The organism is Martelella sp. FOR1707 (genome assembly GCF_053484265.1).
This window is the reverse complement of the sequence record NZ_JBAKFP010000001.1, coordinates 37926-59487: the sequence shown is the minus strand read 5'-3', so window position 1 is coordinate 59487 and position 21562 is coordinate 37926. Positions and strand designations below refer to the sequence as shown.

The following is a 21562-nucleotide window of genomic DNA, read 5'->3' as shown; positions in this document are numbered from 1 at the left end:
CGGGCCGGCGATGCCAGCCCGGTGATCGCGCGCCTTGCGCCTTACTTGAAGTCGTCCATCACCCAGCAGGAATCGGGCTTCAGATTGTCCTTCGTCAGCACCACCATATCGGTCGGCAGGCTGAAGGCCGGCATGTCGACCGGCGGGTTGGACTGCAGCAGGATCTTGATGACCGTGTTGATGTCATGGGCCATCGTGCGGACATCGTAGCTCATATAAGCCGAATAGGTACCGTCCAAGAGCTTGTCGCAGGCCGCTTCCTTGGCGCCGCCGCCGGAGGTGACCACATAGACCGGCTCGTCAAGGTTCGCTTCCTTGACGGCTGCGCCCGCGCCGATATCCATGCCATCCCAGAAACCGACGACGCCGCAGAGATCAGGATGCTGCTGAAGCACCGTCTGGGTGATCTCGTGGGCCTTGCCGGCATCCCAGTTGGCGGACTGGTTGGATACGACCTCGATTTCCGGATGCTCGGCGAACACATCGGTCACGCCTTTGAGCTGATAGGCGCTGGCGGCCGAGGTCAGGATGCCCTGAAGGATCGCCACCTTGCCGGAGCGACCGGTGCCCTCGCCGCATTTGGACACGATGTATTCCGCTTCCGCAGCGCCGTTGAGCTGCCAGTCCTCACCGATATAGTGCGTGGGCACGACCGACTTGAGGTTCACCGCCACGAGCTGGATCCCGGCCGCCTTCGCCTTCTTCAATATCTTGGCGTAGGACTGCAGATCGGGGTTCATGTAGACGATGATGTCGGGCTTCTCGTTGATGAGCTGGTTCATCGCCTGCGAGCCGACATCCGTATTCCAGTTGGGGTCGCGCACGATGATCTCGTAGCCCAGTTCATCGGCCTGCTTCTGCATGCCGGCGAGCCAGCCCTGCGCGAGGTCGAAGCTCATCGAGAACGGCACATAGCCGATCTTCTTGCCCTTGAAGGCTTCGAGATAGGGTGCGAGCGTCGGATCCTCCAATCCTTCCGCATGCGCCGCCGTGGTTTGCGGAAGGGCCGACAAACCGGCGAGCCCGATTGCCGCTCCGAGCGCCAGAAACCGCTTGTACACGGACCCGGGCTTCAGTTGATCAAATGAAAACATGCCTTCTCCTCCTGTTGATTCCCGTTTGCCGCCGGCCCCTCGCCGGCTCAGATATCCCCGTGCTGTGAAGTCTGCTCGTCGCGCGGGTTGACGAGCGTGTCGATGGTGATCGCCACGAGCAGGATCACCGCCTTGATGGCGTTCTGCACGGTGAACTGGACGTCCATGATCGTCATGCCGTTCAGGAAGGTCCCGATCAGCAGCGTCCCGACGATGACATTGCGGATGCCGCCGCGCCCGCCGGAGAGGCCAACGCCGCCGAGCACGACGACGAGAATGACGTCGTAGATCAGCAGCGTGTCCGAAATCCTCGTATTCATGCTGCTGACGGTCATGGCCTGGGTCAGGCCGGCGACGAAGGCGACGAGGCTGCTCAGCACATACTGGCCGATGAGCACATGGCGGATCGGCACGCCGCTGACGCGGGCCGTGGCGTAATTATCGCCGACCGCATAGGTGAAGCGGCCGAACTTGGTGAAATGCAGAATGCCGCCCACCAGTGCCGCGACGACTGCGAACACAACCACAGGCATGGGCAGGCCGAGAAAACGGCCCTGGCCGAGCTCCACGAGGCTACCGACGGACGGTGTGACATAGACCAGATCGCTGTGGATCAGGGCGAAGCGCCCGAACCCGTAGACGCAGGCGCCGGTGGCGAGCGTGGCGAAGATCGGCGGGATTTCTGCGTAGGCGATCAACACGCCGTTGATCAGCCCGACGAAGACCGCGCTTGCGATCCCGATGGTCATCGCCATCGTCAGGCTCATGCCGTCGGCGTTCAGCTGCAGGGCCCAGGCCACCGACAGCGCCATCGTCGCGACCATCGAAAGATCGATCCCGCGACCGATGACGACGATGCACATGCCGACGCTGAGAATGCCAAGAACGGACACGCCGCGCATCAGCAGAACAAGGTTCTGTGTGTTCAGAAAGCCCGGCAACGCGAGCGCGAAAATCAGGAAGATCGCCACGAAGAGAAGGAAGACCACCCTCTCCTGATTGAGGCCGGATAGCGCGCGCCTCATCCGCAAATCCGCCCTTGGACGATCGATGCACGTTTGCGGAAATAGTCGAGCCGTCCGTCTTTTCTGACTGAGTTTCTCAATGCCCCCTCCTCCGGCCGCTGTGCCCGGCCGCATCCTCACGCAGACCGATCAACCGGAATCTTCTCTACCACAAAACTACAATAATACAATATTAAAATATTGACGAAATCACCTGCATTCTTGGCGCAGGCGTCTCGCACGGAACAAGAGCCAAAGATCAGACTATCGTTCGCCAAAAGTCGCTCCGTCCGCCCCGCCCCGGTCTCGATCCAGATATGCTTCCACCATGACTGACAAAAAATGAAAGGCCTGCCGACATCCGCCGCGCAGGCCCGCCATTGCATTCACCGGCTCCCTGTCAGGGATACCCCGGCCCGTGACGTCGGCTTCCGTCAAAGCCGATGCGGAATTGCCCAGACACTGCGCAGGAGGGTTTCGAGCGCGGCGATATCGGCATACGAGCGCTGGTCGGTCGTCCACTCCTCAGGGACAGGTTACGGGTTCAGCTTCACATCCGAAACCGCCCTCAAATAGGCAACTGTAGAATCCTGCGCGATTGCATTCGGCTCGATAAGAAAGGCGTGATGACTATCGCTCATCCTCTTGAAACGCCGCTTCTGACGGGTATTCGCCGTGACTCTACGTGTCCAGGTTCTTGGTAAGTCCAGGAACGACGATTTTTTTGGGCGGACTCGTATCGGCCGCTTTCCGCTTGCTATACTTTAACTATATGGCCAAAGCCGCGCCATCTGTTCATCGACCAGCTACGTGCGTATCAGCCGGTAGGTCCAGCCGTTCAAGCTTACGGTTACGACTCGAGCAGCCGCTCGGCGGTAAACCTGTCTGTGATCAGGAGGTCGATGACGCCGGTGCGGAGCGCGCCGCGAATGGCCTCGGTCTTGGAGCGGCCGCCGGCAAGGGCGATGACGCGATCGACCTTGGACAGTTCCTCCAGCGTCATGCCGATCACCCGGTCATGCAGCGGCGTCTTCACGAAGCCGCCCTCGGCATTGAAGAAGCGCAGGCTGATATCGCCAACGCCGCCGGCTTCGGCGACTTCGGCAAGCTCGCGCGAGGAAAACACATTGCCGCTGCGGGCCAGCATGCCGGAAGGCTCCATGGCGCCGATGCCGACGATTGCGAGCGTGATCCTAGAAAACAGCTCCATGGTCTGGCGCACATAGGTATCGCCGAGCAGCACCAGCTTGGCCTCCCGCGACTGAGCCACGCCCGGCGCGCTCAGGAGATGGGCCTCCGCGCCGGTCAGCCGCGCGAGCCGCGTGGTAAGCTGGTTGGCGTGGATCTGGACCGTCGGATCGCCCATGCCGCCGAGCGTCTGCACCACATAGCGCGCCTTGCCGGATTTCATCGGATGGATATTGTCCACCATGCGCAGAATGGTTTCCGACCAGCTTGAGACGCCGATGATCTCGCCGGTCTGCAGCGTCGCTTCGAGAAAATGTGCCGCCGCCTCGCCGATCCGCGCCATGATCGCGCCGTCGCGATCCTCCGAACATTCCACCACGATCGCCTCGGAGAGGCCGTACCGGCCGCGTAGCCCGGATTCGAGTTCGGCATAGGTGCCGGAGGGCGCGACCACCGTGGTGCGGACGATCTCCTCCTCCTGCGCGCGCTTCAGCATGCGCGACACCGTCGCCTGCGAAATCCTGAGATGCTTGGCGATTTCCGACTGGCGCTGTCCCTCGATATGATACATCTGCGCCACGCGGGCAATCATCCGTAATTCATTGAGGCGGGACATGGTCTCTGCTAACTCGTCGTGGATTGTGTGAATATTTATTCTCTACACGGCGAATGTGGTCCGGGCAATCGCTTTTGTCCATTCTCCAATAGAACGATCGCGCCGTTCTGCCGGCATCGCAGGGGCAATTTCGGGCTCGCGCCGGGCAAGGGCTGCGAGCACATCAACGTCGGGCCAGAAGCCGACGGCAAGCCCCGCAAGATGCGCCGCGCCGAGCGCCGACGCCTCGGCATTGCGGCAGGGCGTGACCGGGCGATCGATATAATCGGCAACAAGCTGCATCAGGAAGCGGTTGCGGCTCGGCCCGCCATCGACGGAAATCCGCCCGACATGGCCGGCCGCCTCCGCCATGATCGCGTAGACATCGCGCACCTGAAAGGCGAGGCTTTCGGCCGCGGCCCGGGCGATATGCGCCGGCTTGGTGGAAAATGAAAGGCCGCAGACGAGACCGCGCGCATCGGCGTCCCAATGCGGAGAGCCGAGCCCGACATGGGCAGGCACCAGCGCTACGCCGCCGCTATCCTCGACAGTTTCGGCAAGCGCCAAAAGCGCCTCGACATCTTCGAGGCCGAGCAACTCCGCCGTCCATGGGAAGATCGAGGCGCTCACCAGAATATTGCCCTCGAAGGCAAAGGTCGGACGCCCGGCGATCGACCAGGCGATCGTGGTGGTGATCCCGTCCGGCGGCACGATGTAGTCGGCAAGCGTCGTCATCACCGAAGAGCCGGTCCCGAATGTCATCTTGCCGTCGCCAGCGGCAAAGGCGGAATGGCTGAACAGCGCCGCATGGCTGTCGCCGATGGCCGACGCTATAGGAAGGCCGTCTGGAAGGACGCCGGCGTCTTTTGTAATGGAGAAGATATGGGCGCTGTCGAAGACAGCAGGCAGCATGGCGGGATCGACGCCGAAGAGCCTGCAGAGATCATCGTCCCAGCGTCCTTCGGCTAGGTTGAAGAGCTGTGTACGGGCGGCATTCGACCGGTCGGTGGCATGGATGCTGCCGCCGGAAAGCTTCCAGATCAGCCAGCTGTCAACAGTGCCGATGCAGATGTCGCTCGCCCCTCGCCCGTGATTGTCGAGCAACCAGGCGACCTTGGTGGCCGGAAACATCGGGTCGAGCGGCAGGCCGGTGCGGGCGATGAAATCGGCCTCGTGACCGGCCTCGCGCAATGCCTTGCAAGCGTCGGCCGTGCGGCGGCACTGCCAGCTGATGACCGGGCCGAGAGGCCGGCCGGTGACGCGATCCCAGATGAGGATGGATTCGCGCTGGTTGGAGATGCCGAGCGCGACAATTTCGGTGCCCGGCGCCTTTTTCAGGCATTCGGCAATCGCGGTGGCGGTCGCCTGCCAGATATCCTCGGCATCCTGCTCCACCCAGCCGGATTTCGGATGACTGATCGGCACCGGGGACGAGCCGCTGGCGATGATATCGCCTTCATGCGACACCAGCACCGCCTTCGAATTGGTGGTGCCTTCATCGATCGCAAGGATCGCCTTGCCCGTCATGTCATCCCTTCCGTGCAATCAGCGCTTCAGCGCTGTCCGCGATCGCGGCCGGCGCCATGCCGAAATCGTCGAGCAGCGTGTTTGCCGAACCGGTATGCGCGAAAACGCCGGGGACGCCAAGCCGTTTCATCGGCACGGGCGCTGTCTCGACCACGACTTCGGCAACCGCGCTGCCGAGCCCGCCGAAGGTGGTGTGCTCCTCGCAGGTCAGGATCGCGCCGGTCTCACGCGCCGCCGCGATGATCGCGTCCTCGTCGATCGGGCGGACGCTTGCCATGTTGAGCACGCGGGCGGCAATGCCGCGTTCCTGAAGAATGGCGGCGGCGAGCAGGGCCCGGTGGGTCAGCACGCCGTTGGCAATGATGGTGAGCGCGTCGCCATCGCACAGCATGTCGGCCTTGCCGAGTTTGAATACATGGCCTTCCGGCAGCAGATCCGGCACGCCGACGCGGCTCAGCCGCAGGAAGCAGCCGCCCTTATGTTCGGCGGCCCAGCGAATGGCGGCGGCCGTCTCGATGCGGTCGGCGGGCGCGATCACGGGCACGTTGGGAAGCGCGCGAATCCAGGCGAAATCCTCGATCGAATGGTGGGTCGGGCCAAGCTCGCCATAGGCCATGCCCGATGAAATGCCGACCAGCTTCACATTGGTCTCGGAATAGGCAACATCCGCCTTGATCTGCTCCAGCGCGCGTCCCGTCAGGAAGGGTGCCGCCGCGCAGACGAAGGGGATCTTGCCGCCATTGGCAAGACCCGCGCCGACGCCGACCATGTTCTGCTCGGCAATGCCGACATTGATAAGCCGCTCGGGAAATTTCTCGCCGAAGCCGCCAAGCTTGGACGAGCCGACGGAATCATTGCAGACCGCGACGATGTTGTTGTCGTGCGCGGCAAGCTCTTCCAGCGTTTCGGTAAAGGCATTGCGGCAGTCGTGCAGCTTTGCGGTGTCAAAAGACATGTTCATCGAATGGCCTCCTCAAGCTCGGCCATGGCCTGCCGGTATTGTTCTTCACTCGGCACCTTGTGGTGCCAGGCGACATTGTCGGACATGAAGGAAATGCCATTGCCCTTGTTGGTGTGCGCCACGATGCATTTCGGTTTGCCGGCGGTGACGGTCTCCGGCGCAAGCGCGCGGCAGATCGCCTCCATGTCGTGGCCGTCGATTTCTTCGACTGCCCAGCCGAAGGCTTCAAGCTTCGGCGCAAGCGGGGCGATATTGTTGGTGTCGGCCAGCCGCGCGCCCTGCTGCAGGCGGTTGTGGTCGATGATAAGCGTCAGGTTGTCGAGGCCGAAATGGGCGGCGGCCATGATTGCTTCCCAATTCGAGCCTTCCTGCATTTCTCCGTCGCCGGTGATCACGAAGGTGCGCCAGGTGGCATTGTCGAGCTTTGCGGCCTTTGCCATGCCGACGGCGACCGGAAGACCATGGCCGAGCGGCCCGGTATTGGTTTCGACGCCTGGAACCTTGACGCGATTGGGGTGGCCGTTGAGGCGGGAGCGGTGCTTCAGGAAGGTCGAAATCTCGTCCTTGTCGATGAAGCCCTTTTCGCTGAGCACGATGTAGAGCGCGAGCGCCGTGTGCCCCTTTGACAGCACCAGCCGGTCGCGCGCGGGATCGAGCGGCGCGGATGGATCAACCCACATGATGTGGAAATAGAGCGCGGTCAGAAGGTCGGTGACCGACATCTCTCCGCCGATATGACCGGCCCCCGCCTCGTAGACAGCCTTGAGATCGCGCCGTCGGATGCGATTGGCGATAACGCGCAGTTCCTGGGGGTCCATAAGTCACCTATGAATAATTATGCTGTAAGCATTAAACATGCGGTCGCGCCGTTTGTCAAGATGTCGAGCTGCGGCTGACTGATGCCGCGACAAGTTGCCCCTGTTACCGACGGAGCGTGCATATGCTATATATATAAGCCTGTTCATTCAGTCGACCAGACCACAAGGGTCGACGACTGCTTGACAGCTCATCAATCATCCTTTATGGATTTCCCATCAAGTGTGAATAGATATGCGCATGGAGGAGGAAAACATGGCAGTTACACAGGAATCTCCTGCGCAAAAACCGCGTCCGTCGGAAATCGTATCGCTTTCCGGCGCAACGGGTCCGCTGATCGGCCTGGTGCTGCTCTGCATCTTCCTGACCTTCGCGACCGACAGTTTCCTGTCCTTCCGTAATTTCCTGAACATTCTCGACCAGATCACCGTGCTTGGCATCATGGCCGTGGGTATGACCTTCGTCATCCTGATCGGCGGCATCGACCTCTCTGTCGGTTCCGTGCTGGCATTGGCGATGATGGTGCTCGGCTATCTCAACGTCGAGGCCGGGATGCCGATGATGGTCGCGATTGCTGGCGCGCTCGCCGCCGCAGCGATTTGCGGTATCGTTTCGGGGCTGATGATCACCGAATTCAAGGTGCCGGCCTTCATTGCCACGCTGGCGATGATGTCGGTGGCGCGCGGTCTTGCCAACATGATCACCAACGGCTCGCAGATCATCGGCTTCGCGCCCTGGTTCAACATGAGCGCGATCATCCGCTATGGCGGGTTCCTGACCATGACGGTCGCGGTCATGCTCGTGGTGTTCGTGATCGCGATCCTGTTCCTGCGCTATCGCCAGGGCGGCCGCATGCTCTATGCCATCGGCGGCAGCCAGGAGGTCGCGCGTCTTGCCGGCATCAATGTCCGTCGCACCACGACACTGGTCTACACAAGCTGCGCTGCGCTTGCGGGGCTTGCCGGCGTGTTGCTGGCCGCGCGTCTTGATTCCGTGCAGCCAAGCTCAGGCGTCTCCTATGAACTCGATGCCATCGCGGCGGTGGTAATCGGCGGAACCAGCCTTTCGGGTGGATCCGGCGGCGTCGTGGGCACGATTGTCGGCGTGCTGATCATCGGCGTTTTGCGCAACGGCCTCAATCTTCTTTCCGTATCCCCGTTCCTTCAGGCCGTCATCATCGGCGCGGTCATCGTGCTCGCCGTTGCGGCCGAAACCTTCAAGCACAGGGGAAACTGAGCATTCGGCCGGTTTTTCGGCCAAAAACCAAGCCCGCGCAACCGGGCTTAAACCGGGCCTTGAAGCCCGAAACACCAGGAGGAGAATATCATGAAAGCCTACCAGAAATTCATGGCGGTTGCGCTTGCGTCCGTCGCTCTCGCCGGCCCGTCGTTGGCCGATGAAGTAAAGAAGATCGGTCTTGCCGTTCCCAACCTTCAGGCGGACTTCTTCAACCAGATCAAGCTCGGCGTTGAAGGCTACGGCAAGGAAAAGGGCATCGAGGTGATCGTTGTCGACGCCAAGAACGACACGGCGACCCAGGTCAGCCAGGTGCAGGACCTGATGACCCAGGGCATTGACGCCTTCATCTACATCCCTGCCGGCGCCGCTGCCGCCGCCGTCCCGACCCGTCTCGCCCGCGCCGAGGGCATTCCGGTCATCAATGTTGACCGCACGCCCGAAGGCGCGCCCGGCGACACGTTCATTGCCGGCGAAAGCATCGAATCCGCCTATCAGGTCTGCAAGCACATCATCGATCTCGCCGGCGGCGAAGGAAAGATGGCGATGATCCATGGCCAGAAGGGTACGACGCCGGAAGTCGATCGGACCAAGGGCTGCATGCGCGCTGTCGAAGAAAATCCGGGCGTCGAGCTGGTCACCGAACAGTGGAGCCAGATGTGGTCGCCGGATGAGGGCTTCTCGATTGCCCAGAACATGCTGCAGGCCCATCCCGATATCAAGATCATCTTCGGCCAGGCCGATGGTCTCGCCATGGGTGCGGCCAAGGCTGTCGACGTTGCCGGTCTTGACGATCAGGTCATCATCGGCGGCTATGACGGCGATGTGGCCGCGCTCGAATATCTGGCCAAATGCGAAGGTCCGTTTGTGGTGACGGCCACCCAGAGCACCCAGTTGATGGGCCGGCTTGCCGTTGATTCGGCAATCAAGGTCGCAGCAGGCGAGAGCGTGCCGGAGCGCCAGACCCCCAATGCGGTTCTGACGACCTGCGAAACCGCTCCGCAGTATGTCGAGAAGCATCCGTAACGCCTTCGGGTGAAACGATTGTGAAAAAGGGCAGCGCCATGACGGAAAACGGCACATCTCCAATCCTGTCCCTCAGGGGCATTCGCAAGTCCTATGGACCTGTCGAAGTGCTGCACGGGATCGATCTGGATATCCATGCCGGCGAAGTCGTGGCGCTGCTCGGCGAAAACGGGGCTGGAAAGTCCACCGTTTCCAATGTCATCTCCGGAACGGTCCTCCCATCATCCGGAACGATGACCTGGCAGGGCGCGACCTACGCGCCCGCCAACCCACGCGAGGCGATCGACGCCGGCGTCGGCATGATCCATCAGGAACTGCTGCTGCTGCCGCATCTGACGATTGCCGAGAATATCTTCGTCGGTCGCTATCCCATGAAAAACGGACGCGTCGACCGCGCAGAAATGAACCGGCGCGCCCAGCATGGCCTGGAACGGCTCGGCCTCAACATATCGCCGCGCCGCAAGGTCGAGAACCTGTCGACGGCAAGCCAGCAGCTGATCGAGATCGCCAAGGCGCTGACACTCAATGCGAAGCTCCTCATCCTCGACGAGCCAACTGCCGCGCTTGGCGGCGAGGAAACCCGGCTCCTGTTCAAGCAGATTGAGCGGCTGAAGGCCGAGGGCGTCGGCATCATCTACATTTCCCACCGGCTGGAGGAGATCAAGCAGATCGCCGACCGGATCGTGGTCATGCGCGACGGCGACAAGGTTCAGGAATTCGATACCGCCGATCTTCCCGTGCGCACCATTGTCGAGGCAATGGTCGGGCGCAGCATGGAGCAGATGTTTCCGCCGCTGCATACGCCGAGCGAAGAGACTGTTCTGGAGGTCAAGGGCCTTTCGGGGCCGAGCGGGCGGTTCAATGATGTCAGTTTTTCGGTCCGGCGCGGCGAAATCTTCGGCATTGCCGGCCTCGTGGGCGCTGGGCGCACCGAACTGGTGCGTGCCATCGCCGGCGCCGACCCGATCGCCGCCGGCACGATCAAGCTTAACGGCGAGGACATCACCCCCGCCTCGCCGGCCGAGGCAATCGCAAACGGCATCGTTCTGGTGCCGGAGGACCGCAAGCTGCAGGGCGTGATCCTCGATCACACGATCGCCGAAAATATCGCCTATTCGAATTTCGAGACGGTCGGCCGCGGCGGCTGGCTGAGCAGGAACCGTATCCGCGCCTTCGCCGACGACAATATCGCGAAGTTCGGGGTCAAGGGCAAAGGCCACCAGAAGGCCGGCGAGATGTCCGGCGGCAACCAGCAAAAGGTCGTGATCGCCAAATGGCTCGCCCGCAATCCGCGCGTCGTGCTGCTCGACGAGCCGACGCGCGGCATCGATGTCGGTGCGCGATCCTCGATCTATGAAATCATTCACGGCCTGGCGGAAAACGGCGTCGCAGTAATCGTCGTCAGCTCCGATCTTGAAGAGGTGCTCGGCGTCTCCAATCGCATACTCGTGATGGCGGCCGGACGGCAGACGGGTATTCTCGACCATAGCGAGGCCAATGACGTCTCGGTGATGGAACTGGCCACGGCCTGACACATACAGGGAGCTCATCATGAACCGCTTCAAGGGCAAAACCGTCGTCGTGACCGGCGGCAACAAGGGCATCGGCTTTGCGATCGCCACACGCTTTGCGCAGGAGGGCGCCAATCTCGTGATCGCCTCCGTCGAGGCCGAGGTCGAACAGGCGGCAAAGTCGCTCTCGGACGCAACCGGCGCGAAGACGACCGGCGTGATCTGCGACGTCACCGATCCCGAAGCGGTGGCAGCGCTTTACGACCGCGCGGAGCGCGACTTCGGGAGCGTCGATATCTCGGTGCAGAATGCCGGCATCATCACCATCGCCAAGGTCGAAGACCTGACAGTTTCCGAATGGGATGCCACCATGGCGGTCAACACCAAGGCCGCGTTCCTGTGCTGCCAGCAGGCGATCCGCCATATGCGGGCGTCGGGCAAGGGCGGGCGGCTGATCAACATCGCCTCCGGCCAGGCGCGCGACGGGTTCATCTACACGCCGCATTATGCCGCATCGAAATTCGGCGTGATGGGCATGACCCAGAGCCTGGCCAAGGAAGTGGCGCTCGACAACATCACTGTCAACGCCATCTGCCCCGGCATCATCAAGACCGATATGTGGGACTACAACGACCGCGTCTGGGGTAAGATGCTCGGCGATTTCGGCCCCGGCGAACTGATGGCGAGCTGGGTCGAGAACATTCCGATGAAGCGCGCCGGCGAAGGCAAGGATGTCGCGGGCCTGATCGCTTTCCTCGCCAGTGACGATGCCGAATACATCACCGGCCAGACCATCAATGTCGATGGCGGGCTGATCATGTCGTGACCCTCTCGGGCCATGATGATGACCGCCCATGCCAGCCGCATAGCAGAAAGACATAGACAATGAATGAGACCGCCGAAATTACCTTGAACGCCCCGGCTCTGTTCGATCTTTCGGGTCGGGTGGCCCTGGTGACGGGTGCCGGCAGCGGCATCGGCCAGCGCATCGCCATGGGGCTTGCCCAGTGCGGCGCCGACGTTGCACTCGTCGACCGGCGCACCGATGACGGGCTTGCCAATACCGCCGCCTTCATAGCGCAAACCGGTCGCCGGTCATTGCAGATCGCGGCCGATGTGACCTCGGAGGCGGCCCTTGAAGACGCCGTTGCGAGAACCGAAGCCGAACTCGGGCCGCTGCGACTGGCGCTGAACGCGGCCGGCATCGCGAATGCCAATCCTTGCGAGGAGATGTCCGAGGATCAGTATCAGACGCTGATGGACATCAACATGAAGGGTGTGTGGCTCTCCTGCAGGGCCGAGGCGCGCGCCATGCTTTCCCATGGTATGGGCGGCTCGATCGTCAACATCGCCTCGATGTCCGGCGTAATCGTCAATCGCGGCCTCAACCAGGTCCATTACAACGCATCCAAGGCCGGCGTGATCCACATGTCGAAATCGATGGCGATGGAATGGGTCGATCGCGGCATCCGCGTCAATTCGATCAGCCCCGGCTATACCGCCACGCCTATGAACACCCGCCCCGAAATGGTGCACCAGACAAAGGAATTCGAAAGCCAGACGCCGATGCAGCGCATGGCAAGCGTCGACGAAATGGTCGGCCCCGCCGTCTTCCTGCTGTCCGACGCCGCCTCATACTGCACCGGCGTTGACCTGCTGGTCGATGGCGGCTTCTGCTGCTGGTAAACCCTGCGTCCCGCGGCGGCGGTCGGCAGTTCAACGTGGGGCAGAACAAGAGGGAGTTCAAATTCTGCACCAAGTGCAAGGTCTTGAGGGGATATGAACCGGTGACCTGTCGGTCGCCAACTGTATTGGCGTTGATTTTTTAGTTCCTGCAATAAGTTGCGCTGCGGAATGGCCGATATGGGCAGAAAACGGGAAAGCGGGTGTCATTCGGCGGGCCGGAATGCGATCTCAGGCGCACTCCAAATGGAATAGGGGCGCCTCCTTGGCGGTGGGCGAAAGGTTCAGCCGCCGTCTGCGCTGCCCCATGATTTGCGGAAAGCCTCCGCGCCGAAACATGGCCAGCCCGGATCGCCGTTGCGTGCATAGCTGAAAAGGGCGCGGGACATGGCGCGGGCGAGAGCGGGGGCATCCTCGTCCCCACGGACAAGCGGGAAACGATCCGTGCTGTCGAAAACGAAGGGTTCGTCGAAGCCGTGGGCGGCGCCGAGGCGGGCGTTTTCGCCGGGCGGGGACCAGCGGAATTCGTAGCCGTAGCCGACGCCGCCAATGTCGCTGTGGGCGGCGAGCATGGCGATGGCCGGATCGCGGTAGATGGTGCGCGACAGAAAGACTTCCTCGTATTCGCTGAAACCTGCGCCCGGTCGTTCCTGCTCCAGCGCGGCGAGCCTCGCGTCTGCGTCGTCGGGAAAGAACAGCCGGATGGTGCGCAGCACGCCGGCGCGATCCTTGACCTCCGGCATCACGCCCATGGCATACCACATCCGCGCCTCGTCGCGGGTCCAGCCGGTAACAATGCCGTGCGTCCTGAAGCGTCCCGTGGCGAGGCCTTCCATCGGGTGGCGGTTGAGGCTGACGCCATCGAGAACGATGCCGAATGTACGCCCGCCCGGCGCGTTACGCTCACCGAGATGGGTGGCCAGCACCGCGCTCTGCAGGCGGAGAATATCGTCGATGCCGATCGCCTCAAGGGCTGCCTCATCGCCCGGCGCGACGCCGGCGCGGTCGAGGAAATCGGCGGCCATGTCGGTCGCCGTGTCGGGATCGATGATCCGGCTTGCCGGCCCGCTCATCACCCAGACGCGGCGGAACAGGTCGGCTACGCCATCGACGCCGAACAGCGCCGAAATGGTGAAAGCTCCGGACGACATGCCGGCCAGCGTGACATTGTCCGGATCGCCGCCGAAGGCCGCGATATTGTCGCGCACCCATTCAAGCGCCGCGACGAAATCCAGCATGCCGCGATTGGCGCTCGCATAATCCGGACCGAAGGCCTTGGCCAGGTGCAGGAAGCCCGGCGCGCCGACGCGCATATTGGGGCGCACCAGAACGACATCGCCGCGGGCGACGAAGCCGGGCTCGTCATGAAACGTCCCCTGCCCCGACCCCGTCTGAAACCCGCCGCCGAAGGCGTGGACGATCACCGGCCGCCTTGCCCCGTCGACCGCCGGCGTCCAGATATTGAGGTTGAGGCAATCCTCGCCGGTTTGAAATCCTTCGCCGCGCGGCGCCCAGGCGGGCGGATCGTTGCGCTGCTGCGGCGGAGCGAAGCCGGGTTTTCGGGCATCGATATCGCCCTCGTTTTCGGTCCGGCGCGGCGGACGGAAGCGCAACGACCCAAGCGGCCGCGCGGCATAACGGATATTCATGAACCGCGCCGTTTTCCCGTCTGAAAGCCCGTGATAGGTCGCTTTTCGGCTCTTTGCGGCAATCTCCTCAAAAGCGCTCATGCCGCCCTCTCTTCCAGAAGATGACAGGCCGCGCGCTGCCCGTCGCCGGTTTCGTGCATCGCCGGCGCTTCGCGGGTGCAGCGGTCGAAGGCGAGCGGACAGCGGGTGCGAAACGCGCAGCCCGAGGGAATGGCATGCGCGCTCGGAATCTCGCCGGAAAGCCGCGCACGCCGTTCCTGGCCCTTGCCGGGCACGGAATCGAGCAGCGCCTTCGTATAGGGATGCGCCGGCGCGCTGTAGATGCGCGCGCTCGGGCCCTGTTCGACGATCTCGCCGAGATACATCACCGCGATTTCGTCGCACATGAACCGTACCACCCTCAGATCATGGGAGATGAACAGCATGGTGGTGTTGTGGCGATCCTGAAGGTCGCGCATCAGGTTCAGCACCTGCGCCTGAACCGAGACGTCAAGCGCGGATACCGGCTCATCGGCGACGATCAGCTCGGGATTGGTGGCGAGCGCGCGGGCGATCGCGATGCGCTGGCGTTGGCCGCCGGAAAACTCGTGCGGAAACCGGTCGAGCGCGGCCTGCGGCAGGCTCACCTCGTCCAGCAGGCGGGCTGCGGTGCGCACGCGCTCAGCCGGCGTGCCGACGCCGTGTACGAGCTGCGGCTCGACGAGCGTCTCGCGCACCGACATGCGCGGATTGAGAGAGCCGAACGGGTCCTGGAAGATCATCTGCATATGCCGCCGTTCGGCGCGCAACGCGGCCGCGCCGAGTTTCGACAGGTCGCGCCCGCGAAAACGGATTTCGCCGGATGTCGGCTCGATCAGCCGCAGCACCAGCCGGGCGGTGGTCGACTTGCCGGAGCCGGATTCGCCGACAAGGCCGAAAGTGCTGCCCTTGGGGATGGCAAGGTCGACGCCGCGCACGGCCTGAACCGCGCTGAAGCTTTTCGAAAGGCCGGTAACGTTCAGGAGAGGTTCGCTCATGCCTGTTCCTCCATCGGGTGCCAACACCGGGCTTCGGTCTGTCGTTTGGGTTCAAGCACGGGCCGTTCAAGGCAGACCGCGTCGGCGCGGGCGCAGCGCGGCGCGAACCGACAGCCTTCCGGCCACTGGCCCACCGGCGGCACGCTGCCGGGAATCGGCGTCAGCCGGTCGCGGAGATCGTCATCGGCAGGCACGGCGGCGAGCAGTCCGTTGGTATAGGGATGCTCCGGCCGGCGGACGATATCGGCCGCCCGGCCCCGCTCCGCCACGTCGCCGGCATACATCACCACCGCCCGGTCGCAGAAATCGCCCACCACTTCGAGGTCGTGGGTGATGAACAGCATGCCGAGCGAAAGCTCGCGGCGCATGTCGTCGAGCAGGTCCAGCACCTGCGCCTGGATGGTGACGTCGAGCGCCGTCGTCGGCTCATCGGCGATCACCAGCGAGGGGCCGCAGGAGATCGCCAGCGCGATCATAACCCGCTGGCGCATGCCGCCGGAAAGCTGGTGGACATAGCCCTTCAGGATTTCGCGCGGACGCGGAATGCCGACGCGGTCCAGCAGTTCGGCGGCGCGGTCGGTCGCGGCCGTCCGCCCAAGGCCGAGATTGTGACGGATGGAATCTGTCATCTGCCGGCCGATGGTGAGCGTTGGGTGCAGCGCCGTCATCGGCTCCTGGAAGATGAAGCCCATATGCCGGCCACAGAGCGCGCGGCGCTGTTTCGGCGGCAGGTTGGAAATCACCTTTCCGTTGAGCGTGATCCGGCCGCTGATCACGGCATTGTCAGGCGCGATCCCCATGACCGCGCTGGCGGTGACGGATTTGCCGCAGCCGGATTCGCCGACCAGCGCCACCGCCTCGCCCTGACGGACATTGAAGGAAACGTCCGTGATGATCGGCAACAGGCCGTTCGGGGTGCGGAAGGACAGGTTGAGGCCCTCGACATCGAGGACGACGGGTGGTGTTGTCTCGGTCATTGGTAGCGTATCCGCGGGTCGAGCCAGGCATAGACGATATCGATCGCCAGATTTAGAACGGCGAGCACCAGCGAGATCGTCAGCACGCCGCCCTCGACCAGCGGATAGTCGCGCCGGCCCACGGCCTCCACCAGCATCCGGCCGAGGCCGGGCAGCGCGAAGATGATCTCGATCGCCACCGCGCCGCCGAGCATGTAGCCCGCCGAAAGGCCGGCCACAGTCACGACCGGGATCGAGGCCGTGCGCATCGCATATTGGCCGATGACCTTGCTTTCCGGCAGGCCCTGGGCGCGCGCGGTGGTGATATAGGGCTCGTTCAGAACATCAAGCATGGAGGAGCGCATCATCCGGGTCATCAGCGCGGACTGGCGAATGCCGAGCGCCAGCGCCGGCAGGAAGATGGTCGAGGCGAAGGCGATCAGCCCGGCCGACGGCGGATTGTAGCCCGCGACCGGAAACCAGCGCAACGTGACCGCAAAGACGAAGATCAACAGCAGAGCGAACCAGAACTCCGGCAGCGAGATGCCGAGCACGGCGGAGGTGACCACGGCGCGGTCGACGGGCTTGTTGCGCTTCATCGCCGACAGCGTGCCAAGCGTGACGCCGAACATGATGGCCAGCACCAGCCCGACGGCGGCAAGCTGGATGGTGACGGCGGCATAGGGCGGGATCACCTCCATCACCGGCTTGCGGAAGAAAATGGAGTCACCGAGGTTAAGGGTCAGAATATCTTTCAGCCAGATGAAGAACTGAGTCCAGATCGGCTGGTCGAGCCCGAGCTCGGCCCTCAGCGCCGCGATCTGTTCCGGCGTTGCCTGATCGCCGAGCATCATTCCTGCCGGGTCTCCCGGCGACAGCCGGAGCAGAAGAAAGACGAGGATCAGCGGCACGAAGATGGTCGGCAGGATCATCAGGAAGCGTTTTGCCAGATATCGCAGCATGTCAGCGCCTCCTTGCCAGTCGGGGGTCGAGAATATCGCGCAGGCTGTCGCCGAGAAGGTTGAGCGCGAGGATGGTCAGCATCAGCGCCAGCCCGGGAAACACCACGATCCAGGGCGCGGCGGCGATATAGTTGCGGGCCTCCGTCAGTGCGTTGCCCCAGCTCAACTCACGCGGGCCGATGCCGACGCCGATAAAGCTGAGCGCGGCCTCGCCGAGCACGGCGGCGGAGAAGATGAAGGACGCCTGCACCAGGATCGGCGAACTGACGGCCGGCAGGATATAGCGGGTGAACAGCCTGAGCGTCGGCACGCCCACGGCCCGCGCCGCCTCGATCATCTGCAGTTCGCGCACCACAAGTACCTGGCCGCGCACCACCCTGAGCGACGGCGCGATCAGCACGATGGACAGCGAAATGATGACGGTGCGGCTCGATGGCCCGAGGATCGCCGCGGCAGCGGTCGCCAGCACGATGCCCGGAAACGCCATCAGCCCGTCAACGAACCGCATCAGCACCATGTCCACCTTATGGTAGAAGCCGGAGATCGCGCCGAAGATCACCGCGATGCTCATCGAGATCGCGGTGACGATCAGGCCCACGAGGAGCGATGTCCGCCCCCCGTAAAGCACCATCTTGAACATGTCGCGACCGAGATTGTCGGTACCGAAGGGATGGGCGAAACTCGGCGGCTGGAACCTGTCCACCGGATTGATGCGCATCGGATTGCCGGGCGCGATCACAGGCGCGAGGATGGCGCTGAGGCTGATCAACACCAGAAGCGCGATCGAGATCACCGCTGTCGGGTTGGTTGCCAGCCTGTGCCAGACGCTCCTGTTGGCGCTGGCGAACGTTTCACGCTCGCCAATGCCCGGCTCGTTGGTATCGGTCTCGGTCACGCTCATCTCAGCTCTGGGGCGGTGCGACGTTGTAGAGGTCGTAGCCGCGGCTCGGCACGGCCGGCGCATTGCCGACGCCGCTGCGGATGCCGTACATATTGGCTTCCGTTCCGTATTTGATGAACGGGAACTGATCATAGATCAGGGTATGGATCTTCTCGAAGATCGCCTTGCGCTCGTCCTGGTCGATGGTCGATGCGATCTTGTCCATCAGCTCCATCTTTTCCGGATCGGTCCAGAAGCCCGGATAGCTCGGATTGAGATAGGCAATCGAGGTCGGGTCGACATAGGTCGGCAGGAAGCTCGAGAACGCATCCATGTCCGCCGGATTGGCGCGCGACTGGATATAGTTGGCCATCGGGCTTTCCACCAGCTCGACATTGATGCCGTAGTCGGCGAGTTGCTGCTGGGCTACGACCGCGGTCAGAAAGTGCTTCTGGTATTGCTCGGCCGCGACCAGCCAGCGGATGGGTTCGCCATCATAGTCGGACGCATCAAGATACTGCTGCACAAGATTCGGCTTCGGCGTTCCGAAACCGTCGGGCACGCCGGCCTTGGTGTACCAGAACGAGTTCGGATCGGGGATCCAGCTCGGATCGAGCGTGTAGAATTCCGGATTGCCGACCGAGGCCAGCATGATCGGGTCCATTTCCAGCGCATAGTAGATCGCGCGGCGCAGATTGATGTCGGCCGCCGGCCCCTCCTTGGTGTTAAACACCACTGTGAGCGACTGGTTGTTGGGCACGACCACGGCCTCAGTGCCGGTATCGGCCTGCAGCGCGTCGTAGAAATCAGTCGGCAGTTCGTAGGCGATGTCGATCTGGCCGGTCAGCAGCGCATCGCGGCGCACCGATGGCTCCGGCATCAGCATCAGGTCGATTTCGTCGGCATAGGCGTGCTTCTTGCCGGTGAAGGCCGAGGACGGTTCCGCGCGCGCCTGGTAGTCATCCCAGCGGGTCAGCACCGCGCCGCGATCGGGCTGATAGCTCGTCAACTGGTAGGGGCCGGTGCAATCGAGCCCGGTGGTCGCCTGTGTCGCGGACGCGTCTTCCAGCGACTGCGCCGACATGATCGCGGCCTGGGCGCTGGCGATCAGGCCGGGCACGATGGCGGTCGGCGTGTTGAGGTTGAAGCGGATGGTCATGTCATCGACCGCTTCGATCGATGCGGTGGCGTTTTTCAGCGCGGCGCCAATGCCGGCGGAATCGCGATAACGATTGAGCGAGGCGACGACATCGGCCGATGTGACCGGCGCGCCGGAGTGGAACTTCAGCTCGGGACGCAGCGTAACCGTCAGCGTCTTGCCGTCGTCGCTGTATTCGAAACTGTCGGCCAGCATCGGCTGCGGCGTCCAGCTCTCGTCAATGGCGAAAAGCCCTTCGCATGCGATGGTGGCGGTCATCCAGTTGACGCCGAAAGTGGTGACCACGGGGTCCGGCGACGGCGCCATCTGCGAGATCGCGGCGCGCAGCGTCCCGCCCTGCGGATAGTCCTGAGCGTTAACGCCGGCAACGCTTACGCCGGCGGCAACGCCACACAGCAGCAGCGTCTTGGTGGTTTTTGTCCAGAATGCCATTTCGGTTCTCCTCCCTTTGCCCTTCGCGGGCCGTTAAATTGCTATGCCGGCGCCGTTTCGGCCGGCAGCCGGATCTCAAGCCCCAGCACCAGAAACGACAGGCATTTTCCATGCGTGTCTGTCGAAAGGCTTGCATTGACGCCGCCCTCCAGCGCGTCGTCGATGACGAAGTTCAGCGCGTTGAGGCGCGGCAGTTCGTAACGCTTCACGCGTGTTGCCCCGCGATGGGCGAAAAGGGCAGCGACCCGTTCCTCGGTGACCTGCTCCCGAAGCACATCCCAGTGCCGTGGTTCATAGGCAATCACGTTAACATTCAAACGGTTGCCCTTGTCGCCGGAACGGCCATGGGCGATCTGATGCAGGAGAACCGTCTTGCCAGGGGTCATGCGGTCTCCTCGCCGAGAAAGAAGAACGACGGCGTCACCAGCGAGCGCGGGGCCAGATAGGATAGCGTGCGCACGCGGGGGCGCACGCTCTGGCGCACGCCGCCACCGCCGGCTGGACCGCAGCAGTAAAGCGCGTTGACGTCGGCGACGGCGCGTTCAACCGCCTTGCGATCTTCGCTGTCAAAGGCGAAGCGGACGCGATAGTCGCCATCCGGTCCGCCGGCAAACTGTGAAAGCATCACGCCAGAATCGGCGTCAAAAACGCTGACCGTGCCGAAAATGTCCGAGCGCATCCGCACATCAAGCCCCAGAAGCTCGACCCGCTCGCGGATCGTCCGTTGCGCAAGGCGCGCGCGGTTGAGCGCATTGGCGCCGGCATAGGAAATCTCGGCCTCGCCGAAGTAGTCGCCGTGATAGCTGACCGTTACCTTGAGTTTTTCCGGCGCTGCCCTGCCGCGCGCGCCCTCGACCCGGACCCGGTCCTCACCAATCTGGCGCACCGTCACCTCGCTGATGTCGAGCGTGACATCGGGCGTGAGATAAGCGGCCGGATCGTGAATTTCGTAAAGAAGCTGTTCCTTGACCGTGCGCTCACTGACAAGACCGCCGGTACCAGCGGGCTTGGTGATCACGAAGCTTCCATCGGCCTCCACCTCGGCGATCGGAAAGCCGATCTCGGCCGGGCGCGGCACATCCTTGAAGCCGGGATCAGCGAAATAGCCGCCGGTGACCTGCGCGCCGCATTCCAGCAGATGGCCGGCGAGCGTGCCGGCAGCGATCCGGTCGAGGTCGTTCCAGTCCCAGTCAAAATGGGCAACCAGCGGCCCGAGCGCCAACGCCGGATCGGCCACACGGCCGGTGACCACCACATCGGCGCCGGACGTGATCGCCTCGGCGATGGCGCGGGCGCCGATATAGGCGTTGACGGCGACGATCTCGCCAGTGAATTCCGGAAGGCGTCCGTCACCGTCCCAGCGTTCGGCGGTTGCGATGTCCATGCGGCCATGGAGATCGTCGCCCGTGACGATGGCGATCTTCAGCCCGGCAATGCCCTGCCTGTCGGCGAGCGCGCGGATGGCGGCGGCGGCGGCGGGGGGATTGGCCGCCCCGAAATTGCCGACGATGGTGATGCCGGCTTCGTGGGCCGGTCGCAGAATTGGAGCGAGCATGTCTTCAAGCAGCGGCTCGTAGCCGCGCGCGGCGTCCTTGCGCCGGGCGATCTGGCCGAGCGCGAGGGTGCGTTCGCCGAGCGTCTCGAACATGATCGCTCCACCCTCCCCCGCCGCGGCGATCGCCGCGACGACGGCGATGGCGGCATCCGCCCGATCGCCTGAAAAGCCCGCTCCACTGCCTATCCGATACACATTTTCCTCCCGTTTCCGGCTTTATCGGCATTATTATCGATAATGTCAACGATAATTGTCTTCCATTTGAGATATGCTAATGTCGCGGCAAATCTGTGAATCGGGTCGGGAGTGGGC

The 21562-nt window shown here is 63.1% G+C and carries 19 protein-coding genes; 5 read left to right on the top strand and 14 right to left on the bottom strand.

Going from position 1 to position 21562, the window contains the following annotated elements:
- Positions 1-41: 41 nt before the first annotated feature.
- The 6 genes from V6765_RS00270 to V6765_RS00245 all read right to left on the bottom strand — a co-directional run bounded on the left by V6765_RS00270 (position 42) and on the right by V6765_RS00245 (position 7187).
- Positions 42-1094 carry a sugar ABC transporter substrate-binding protein gene (locus tag V6765_RS00270; protein ID WP_448425474.1) on the bottom strand — a complete coding sequence of 351 codons (1053 nt, stop codon included), beginning with the start codon at positions 1092-1094 and terminating at the stop codon, positions 42-44.
- A gap of 47 nt (positions 1095-1141) precedes the next feature.
- On the bottom strand, positions 1142-2119 hold the full coding sequence (locus tag V6765_RS00265; protein ID WP_448425473.1) for an ABC transporter permease: 978 nt from the start codon (positions 2117-2119) through the stop codon (positions 1142-1144).
- An 829-nt stretch (positions 2120-2948) separates the two neighbouring features.
- Positions 2949-3902, bottom strand: coding sequence for a sugar-binding transcriptional regulator (locus tag V6765_RS00260; RefSeq protein WP_448425471.1), 954 nt, complete (start codon positions 3900-3902; stop codon positions 2949-2951).
- A gap of 42 nt (positions 3903-3944) precedes the next feature.
- Positions 3945-5408, bottom strand: a complete 1464-nt coding sequence (locus tag V6765_RS00255; protein WP_448425469.1) for an FGGY family carbohydrate kinase — start codon at positions 5406-5408, stop codon at positions 3945-3947.
- 1 nt (position 5409) lies between these two features.
- Positions 5410-6369, bottom strand: a complete 960-nt coding sequence (locus V6765_RS00250; protein ID WP_448425467.1) for a transketolase family protein — start codon at positions 6367-6369, stop codon at positions 5410-5412.
- The gene (locus V6765_RS00245) at positions 6366-7187 is read right to left on the bottom strand and encodes a transketolase (protein ID WP_448425465.1); all 822 of its coding nucleotides are present in this window, start codon (positions 7185-7187) and stop codon (positions 6366-6368) included. The genes V6765_RS00250 and V6765_RS00245 overlap by 4 nt, the downstream gene beginning before the upstream one ends.
- Positions 7188-7440: 253 nt before the next feature.
- Here V6765_RS00245 and V6765_RS00240 point away from each other — a divergent pair, with 253 nt between their 5' ends.
- From V6765_RS00240 to V6765_RS00220, 5 genes are all read left to right on the top strand, one after another.
- Positions 7441-8421 carry an ABC transporter permease gene (locus V6765_RS00240; RefSeq protein ID WP_448425463.1) on the top strand — a complete coding sequence of 327 codons (981 nt, stop codon included), beginning with the start codon at positions 7441-7443 and terminating at the stop codon, positions 8419-8421.
- A gap of 90 nt (positions 8422-8511) precedes the next feature.
- Entirely contained in the window at positions 8512-9447 is a 936-nt protein-coding gene (locus V6765_RS00235) for a substrate-binding domain-containing protein (protein ID WP_448425461.1), read from the top strand.
- A gap of 38 nt (positions 9448-9485) precedes the next feature.
- Positions 9486-10979, top strand: a complete 1494-nt coding sequence (locus tag V6765_RS00230; RefSeq protein WP_448426589.1) for a sugar ABC transporter ATP-binding protein — start codon at positions 9486-9488, stop codon at positions 10977-10979.
- A 19-nt stretch (positions 10980-10998) separates the two neighbouring features.
- Positions 10999-11784: an SDR family NAD(P)-dependent oxidoreductase gene (locus V6765_RS00225; RefSeq protein WP_448425460.1), complete on the top strand. Its 786-nt coding sequence runs from the start codon at positions 10999-11001 to the stop codon at positions 11782-11784.
- A 59-nt stretch (positions 11785-11843) separates the two neighbouring features.
- The gene (locus V6765_RS00220; RefSeq protein ID WP_448425458.1) at positions 11844-12644 is read left to right on the top strand and encodes an SDR family oxidoreductase; all 801 of its coding nucleotides are present in this window, start codon (positions 11844-11846) and stop codon (positions 12642-12644) included.
- A 281-nt stretch (positions 12645-12925) separates the two neighbouring features.
- Here the strand turns inward: V6765_RS00220 and V6765_RS00215 are convergent, their stop codons facing one another.
- Genes V6765_RS00215 through V6765_RS00180 form a run of 8 tightly spaced genes read right to left on the bottom strand, consistent with a single transcriptional unit; the run spans position 12926 to position 21445 of the window.
- Positions 12926-14371: a carboxylesterase/lipase family protein gene (locus V6765_RS00215; protein WP_448425456.1), complete on the bottom strand. Its 1446-nt coding sequence runs from the start codon at positions 14369-14371 to the stop codon at positions 12926-12928.
- Entirely contained in the window at positions 14368-15306 is a 939-nt protein-coding gene (locus V6765_RS00210) for an ABC transporter ATP-binding protein (RefSeq protein ID WP_448425454.1), read from the bottom strand. The genes V6765_RS00215 and V6765_RS00210 overlap by 4 nt, the downstream gene beginning before the upstream one ends.
- Complete coding sequence (locus tag V6765_RS00205) at positions 15303-16283, bottom strand: ABC transporter ATP-binding protein (protein ID WP_448425452.1); 981 nt, start codon at positions 16281-16283, stop codon at positions 15303-15305. Before V6765_RS00205 ends, V6765_RS00210 begins: the two co-directional genes overlap by 4 nt.
- A complete protein-coding gene (locus tag V6765_RS00200) occupies positions 16280-17224 on the bottom strand; it encodes an ABC transporter permease (protein ID WP_448425450.1) in 945 nt (314 codons plus the stop codon). The genes V6765_RS00205 and V6765_RS00200 overlap by 4 nt, the downstream gene beginning before the upstream one ends.
- Position 17225: 1 nt before the next feature.
- A complete protein-coding gene (locus tag V6765_RS00195; protein ID WP_448425449.1) occupies positions 17226-18125 on the bottom strand; it encodes an ABC transporter permease in 900 nt (299 codons plus the stop codon).
- A 1-nt stretch (position 18126) separates the two neighbouring features.
- Positions 18127-19695, bottom strand: a complete 1569-nt coding sequence (locus V6765_RS00190) for an ABC transporter substrate-binding protein (protein ID WP_448425447.1) — start codon at positions 19693-19695, stop codon at positions 18127-18129.
- A gap of 41 nt (positions 19696-19736) precedes the next feature.
- The gene (locus V6765_RS00185; protein ID WP_448425445.1) at positions 19737-20081 is read right to left on the bottom strand and encodes an AtuA-related protein; all 345 of its coding nucleotides are present in this window, start codon (positions 20079-20081) and stop codon (positions 19737-19739) included.
- Positions 20078-21445 (bottom strand): acyclic terpene utilization AtuA family protein, encoded by a 1368-nt coding sequence (locus tag V6765_RS00180; protein WP_448425444.1) that lies wholly within the window; start codon positions 21443-21445, stop codon positions 20078-20080. The genes V6765_RS00185 and V6765_RS00180 overlap by 4 nt, the downstream gene beginning before the upstream one ends.
- Positions 21446-21562 lie beyond the last annotated feature (117 nt).

What these genes read in the sequence shown, in the direction of transcription:
- V6765_RS00270 (WP_448425474.1), bottom strand. Translation starts at nt 1,094, where the DNA reads ATGTTTTCATTTGATCAACTGAAGCCCGGGTCCGTGTACAAGCGGTTT.
- V6765_RS00265 (WP_448425473.1), bottom strand. Translation starts at nt 2,119, where the DNA reads ATGAGGCGCGCGCTATCCGGCCTCAATCAGGAGAGGGTGGTCTTCCTT.
- V6765_RS00260 (WP_448425471.1), bottom strand. Translation starts at nt 3,902, where the DNA reads ATGTCCCGCCTCAATGAATTACGGATGATTGCCCGCGTGGCGCAGATG.
- V6765_RS00255 (WP_448425469.1), bottom strand. Translation starts at nt 5,408, where the DNA reads ATGACGGGCAAGGCGATCCTTGCGATCGATGAAGGCACCACCAATTCG.
- V6765_RS00250 (WP_448425467.1), bottom strand. Translation starts at nt 6,369, where the DNA reads ATGAACATGTCTTTTGACACCGCAAAGCTGCACGACTGCCGCAATGCC.
- V6765_RS00245 (WP_448425465.1), bottom strand. Translation starts at nt 7,187, where the DNA reads ATGGACCCCCAGGAACTGCGCGTTATCGCCAATCGCATCCGACGGCGC.
- V6765_RS00240 (WP_448425463.1), top strand. Translation starts at nt 7,441, where the DNA reads ATGGCAGTTACACAGGAATCTCCTGCGCAAAAACCGCGTCCGTCGGAA.
- V6765_RS00235 (WP_448425461.1), top strand. Translation starts at nt 8,512, where the DNA reads ATGAAAGCCTACCAGAAATTCATGGCGGTTGCGCTTGCGTCCGTCGCT.
- V6765_RS00230 (WP_448426589.1), top strand. Translation starts at nt 9,486, where the DNA reads ATGACGGAAAACGGCACATCTCCAATCCTGTCCCTCAGGGGCATTCGC.
- V6765_RS00225 (WP_448425460.1), top strand. Translation starts at nt 10,999, where the DNA reads ATGAACCGCTTCAAGGGCAAAACCGTCGTCGTGACCGGCGGCAACAAG.
- V6765_RS00220 (WP_448425458.1), top strand. Translation starts at nt 11,844, where the DNA reads ATGAATGAGACCGCCGAAATTACCTTGAACGCCCCGGCTCTGTTCGAT.
- V6765_RS00215 (WP_448425456.1), bottom strand. Translation starts at nt 14,371, where the DNA reads ATGAGCGCTTTTGAGGAGATTGCCGCAAAGAGCCGAAAAGCGACCTAT.
- V6765_RS00210 (WP_448425454.1), bottom strand. Translation starts at nt 15,306, where the DNA reads ATGAGCGAACCTCTCCTGAACGTTACCGGCCTTTCGAAAAGCTTCAGC.
- V6765_RS00205 (WP_448425452.1), bottom strand. Translation starts at nt 16,283, where the DNA reads ATGACCGAGACAACACCACCCGTCGTCCTCGATGTCGAGGGCCTCAAC.
- V6765_RS00200 (WP_448425450.1), bottom strand. Translation starts at nt 17,224, where the DNA reads ATGCTGCGATATCTGGCAAAACGCTTCCTGATGATCCTGCCGACCATC.
- V6765_RS00195 (WP_448425449.1), bottom strand. Translation starts at nt 18,125, where the DNA reads ATGAGCGTGACCGAGACCGATACCAACGAGCCGGGCATTGGCGAGCGT.
- V6765_RS00190 (WP_448425447.1), bottom strand. Translation starts at nt 19,695, where the DNA reads ATGGCATTCTGGACAAAAACCACCAAGACGCTGCTGCTGTGTGGCGTT.
- V6765_RS00185 (WP_448425445.1), bottom strand. Translation starts at nt 20,081, where the DNA reads ATGACCCCTGGCAAGACGGTTCTCCTGCATCAGATCGCCCATGGCCGT.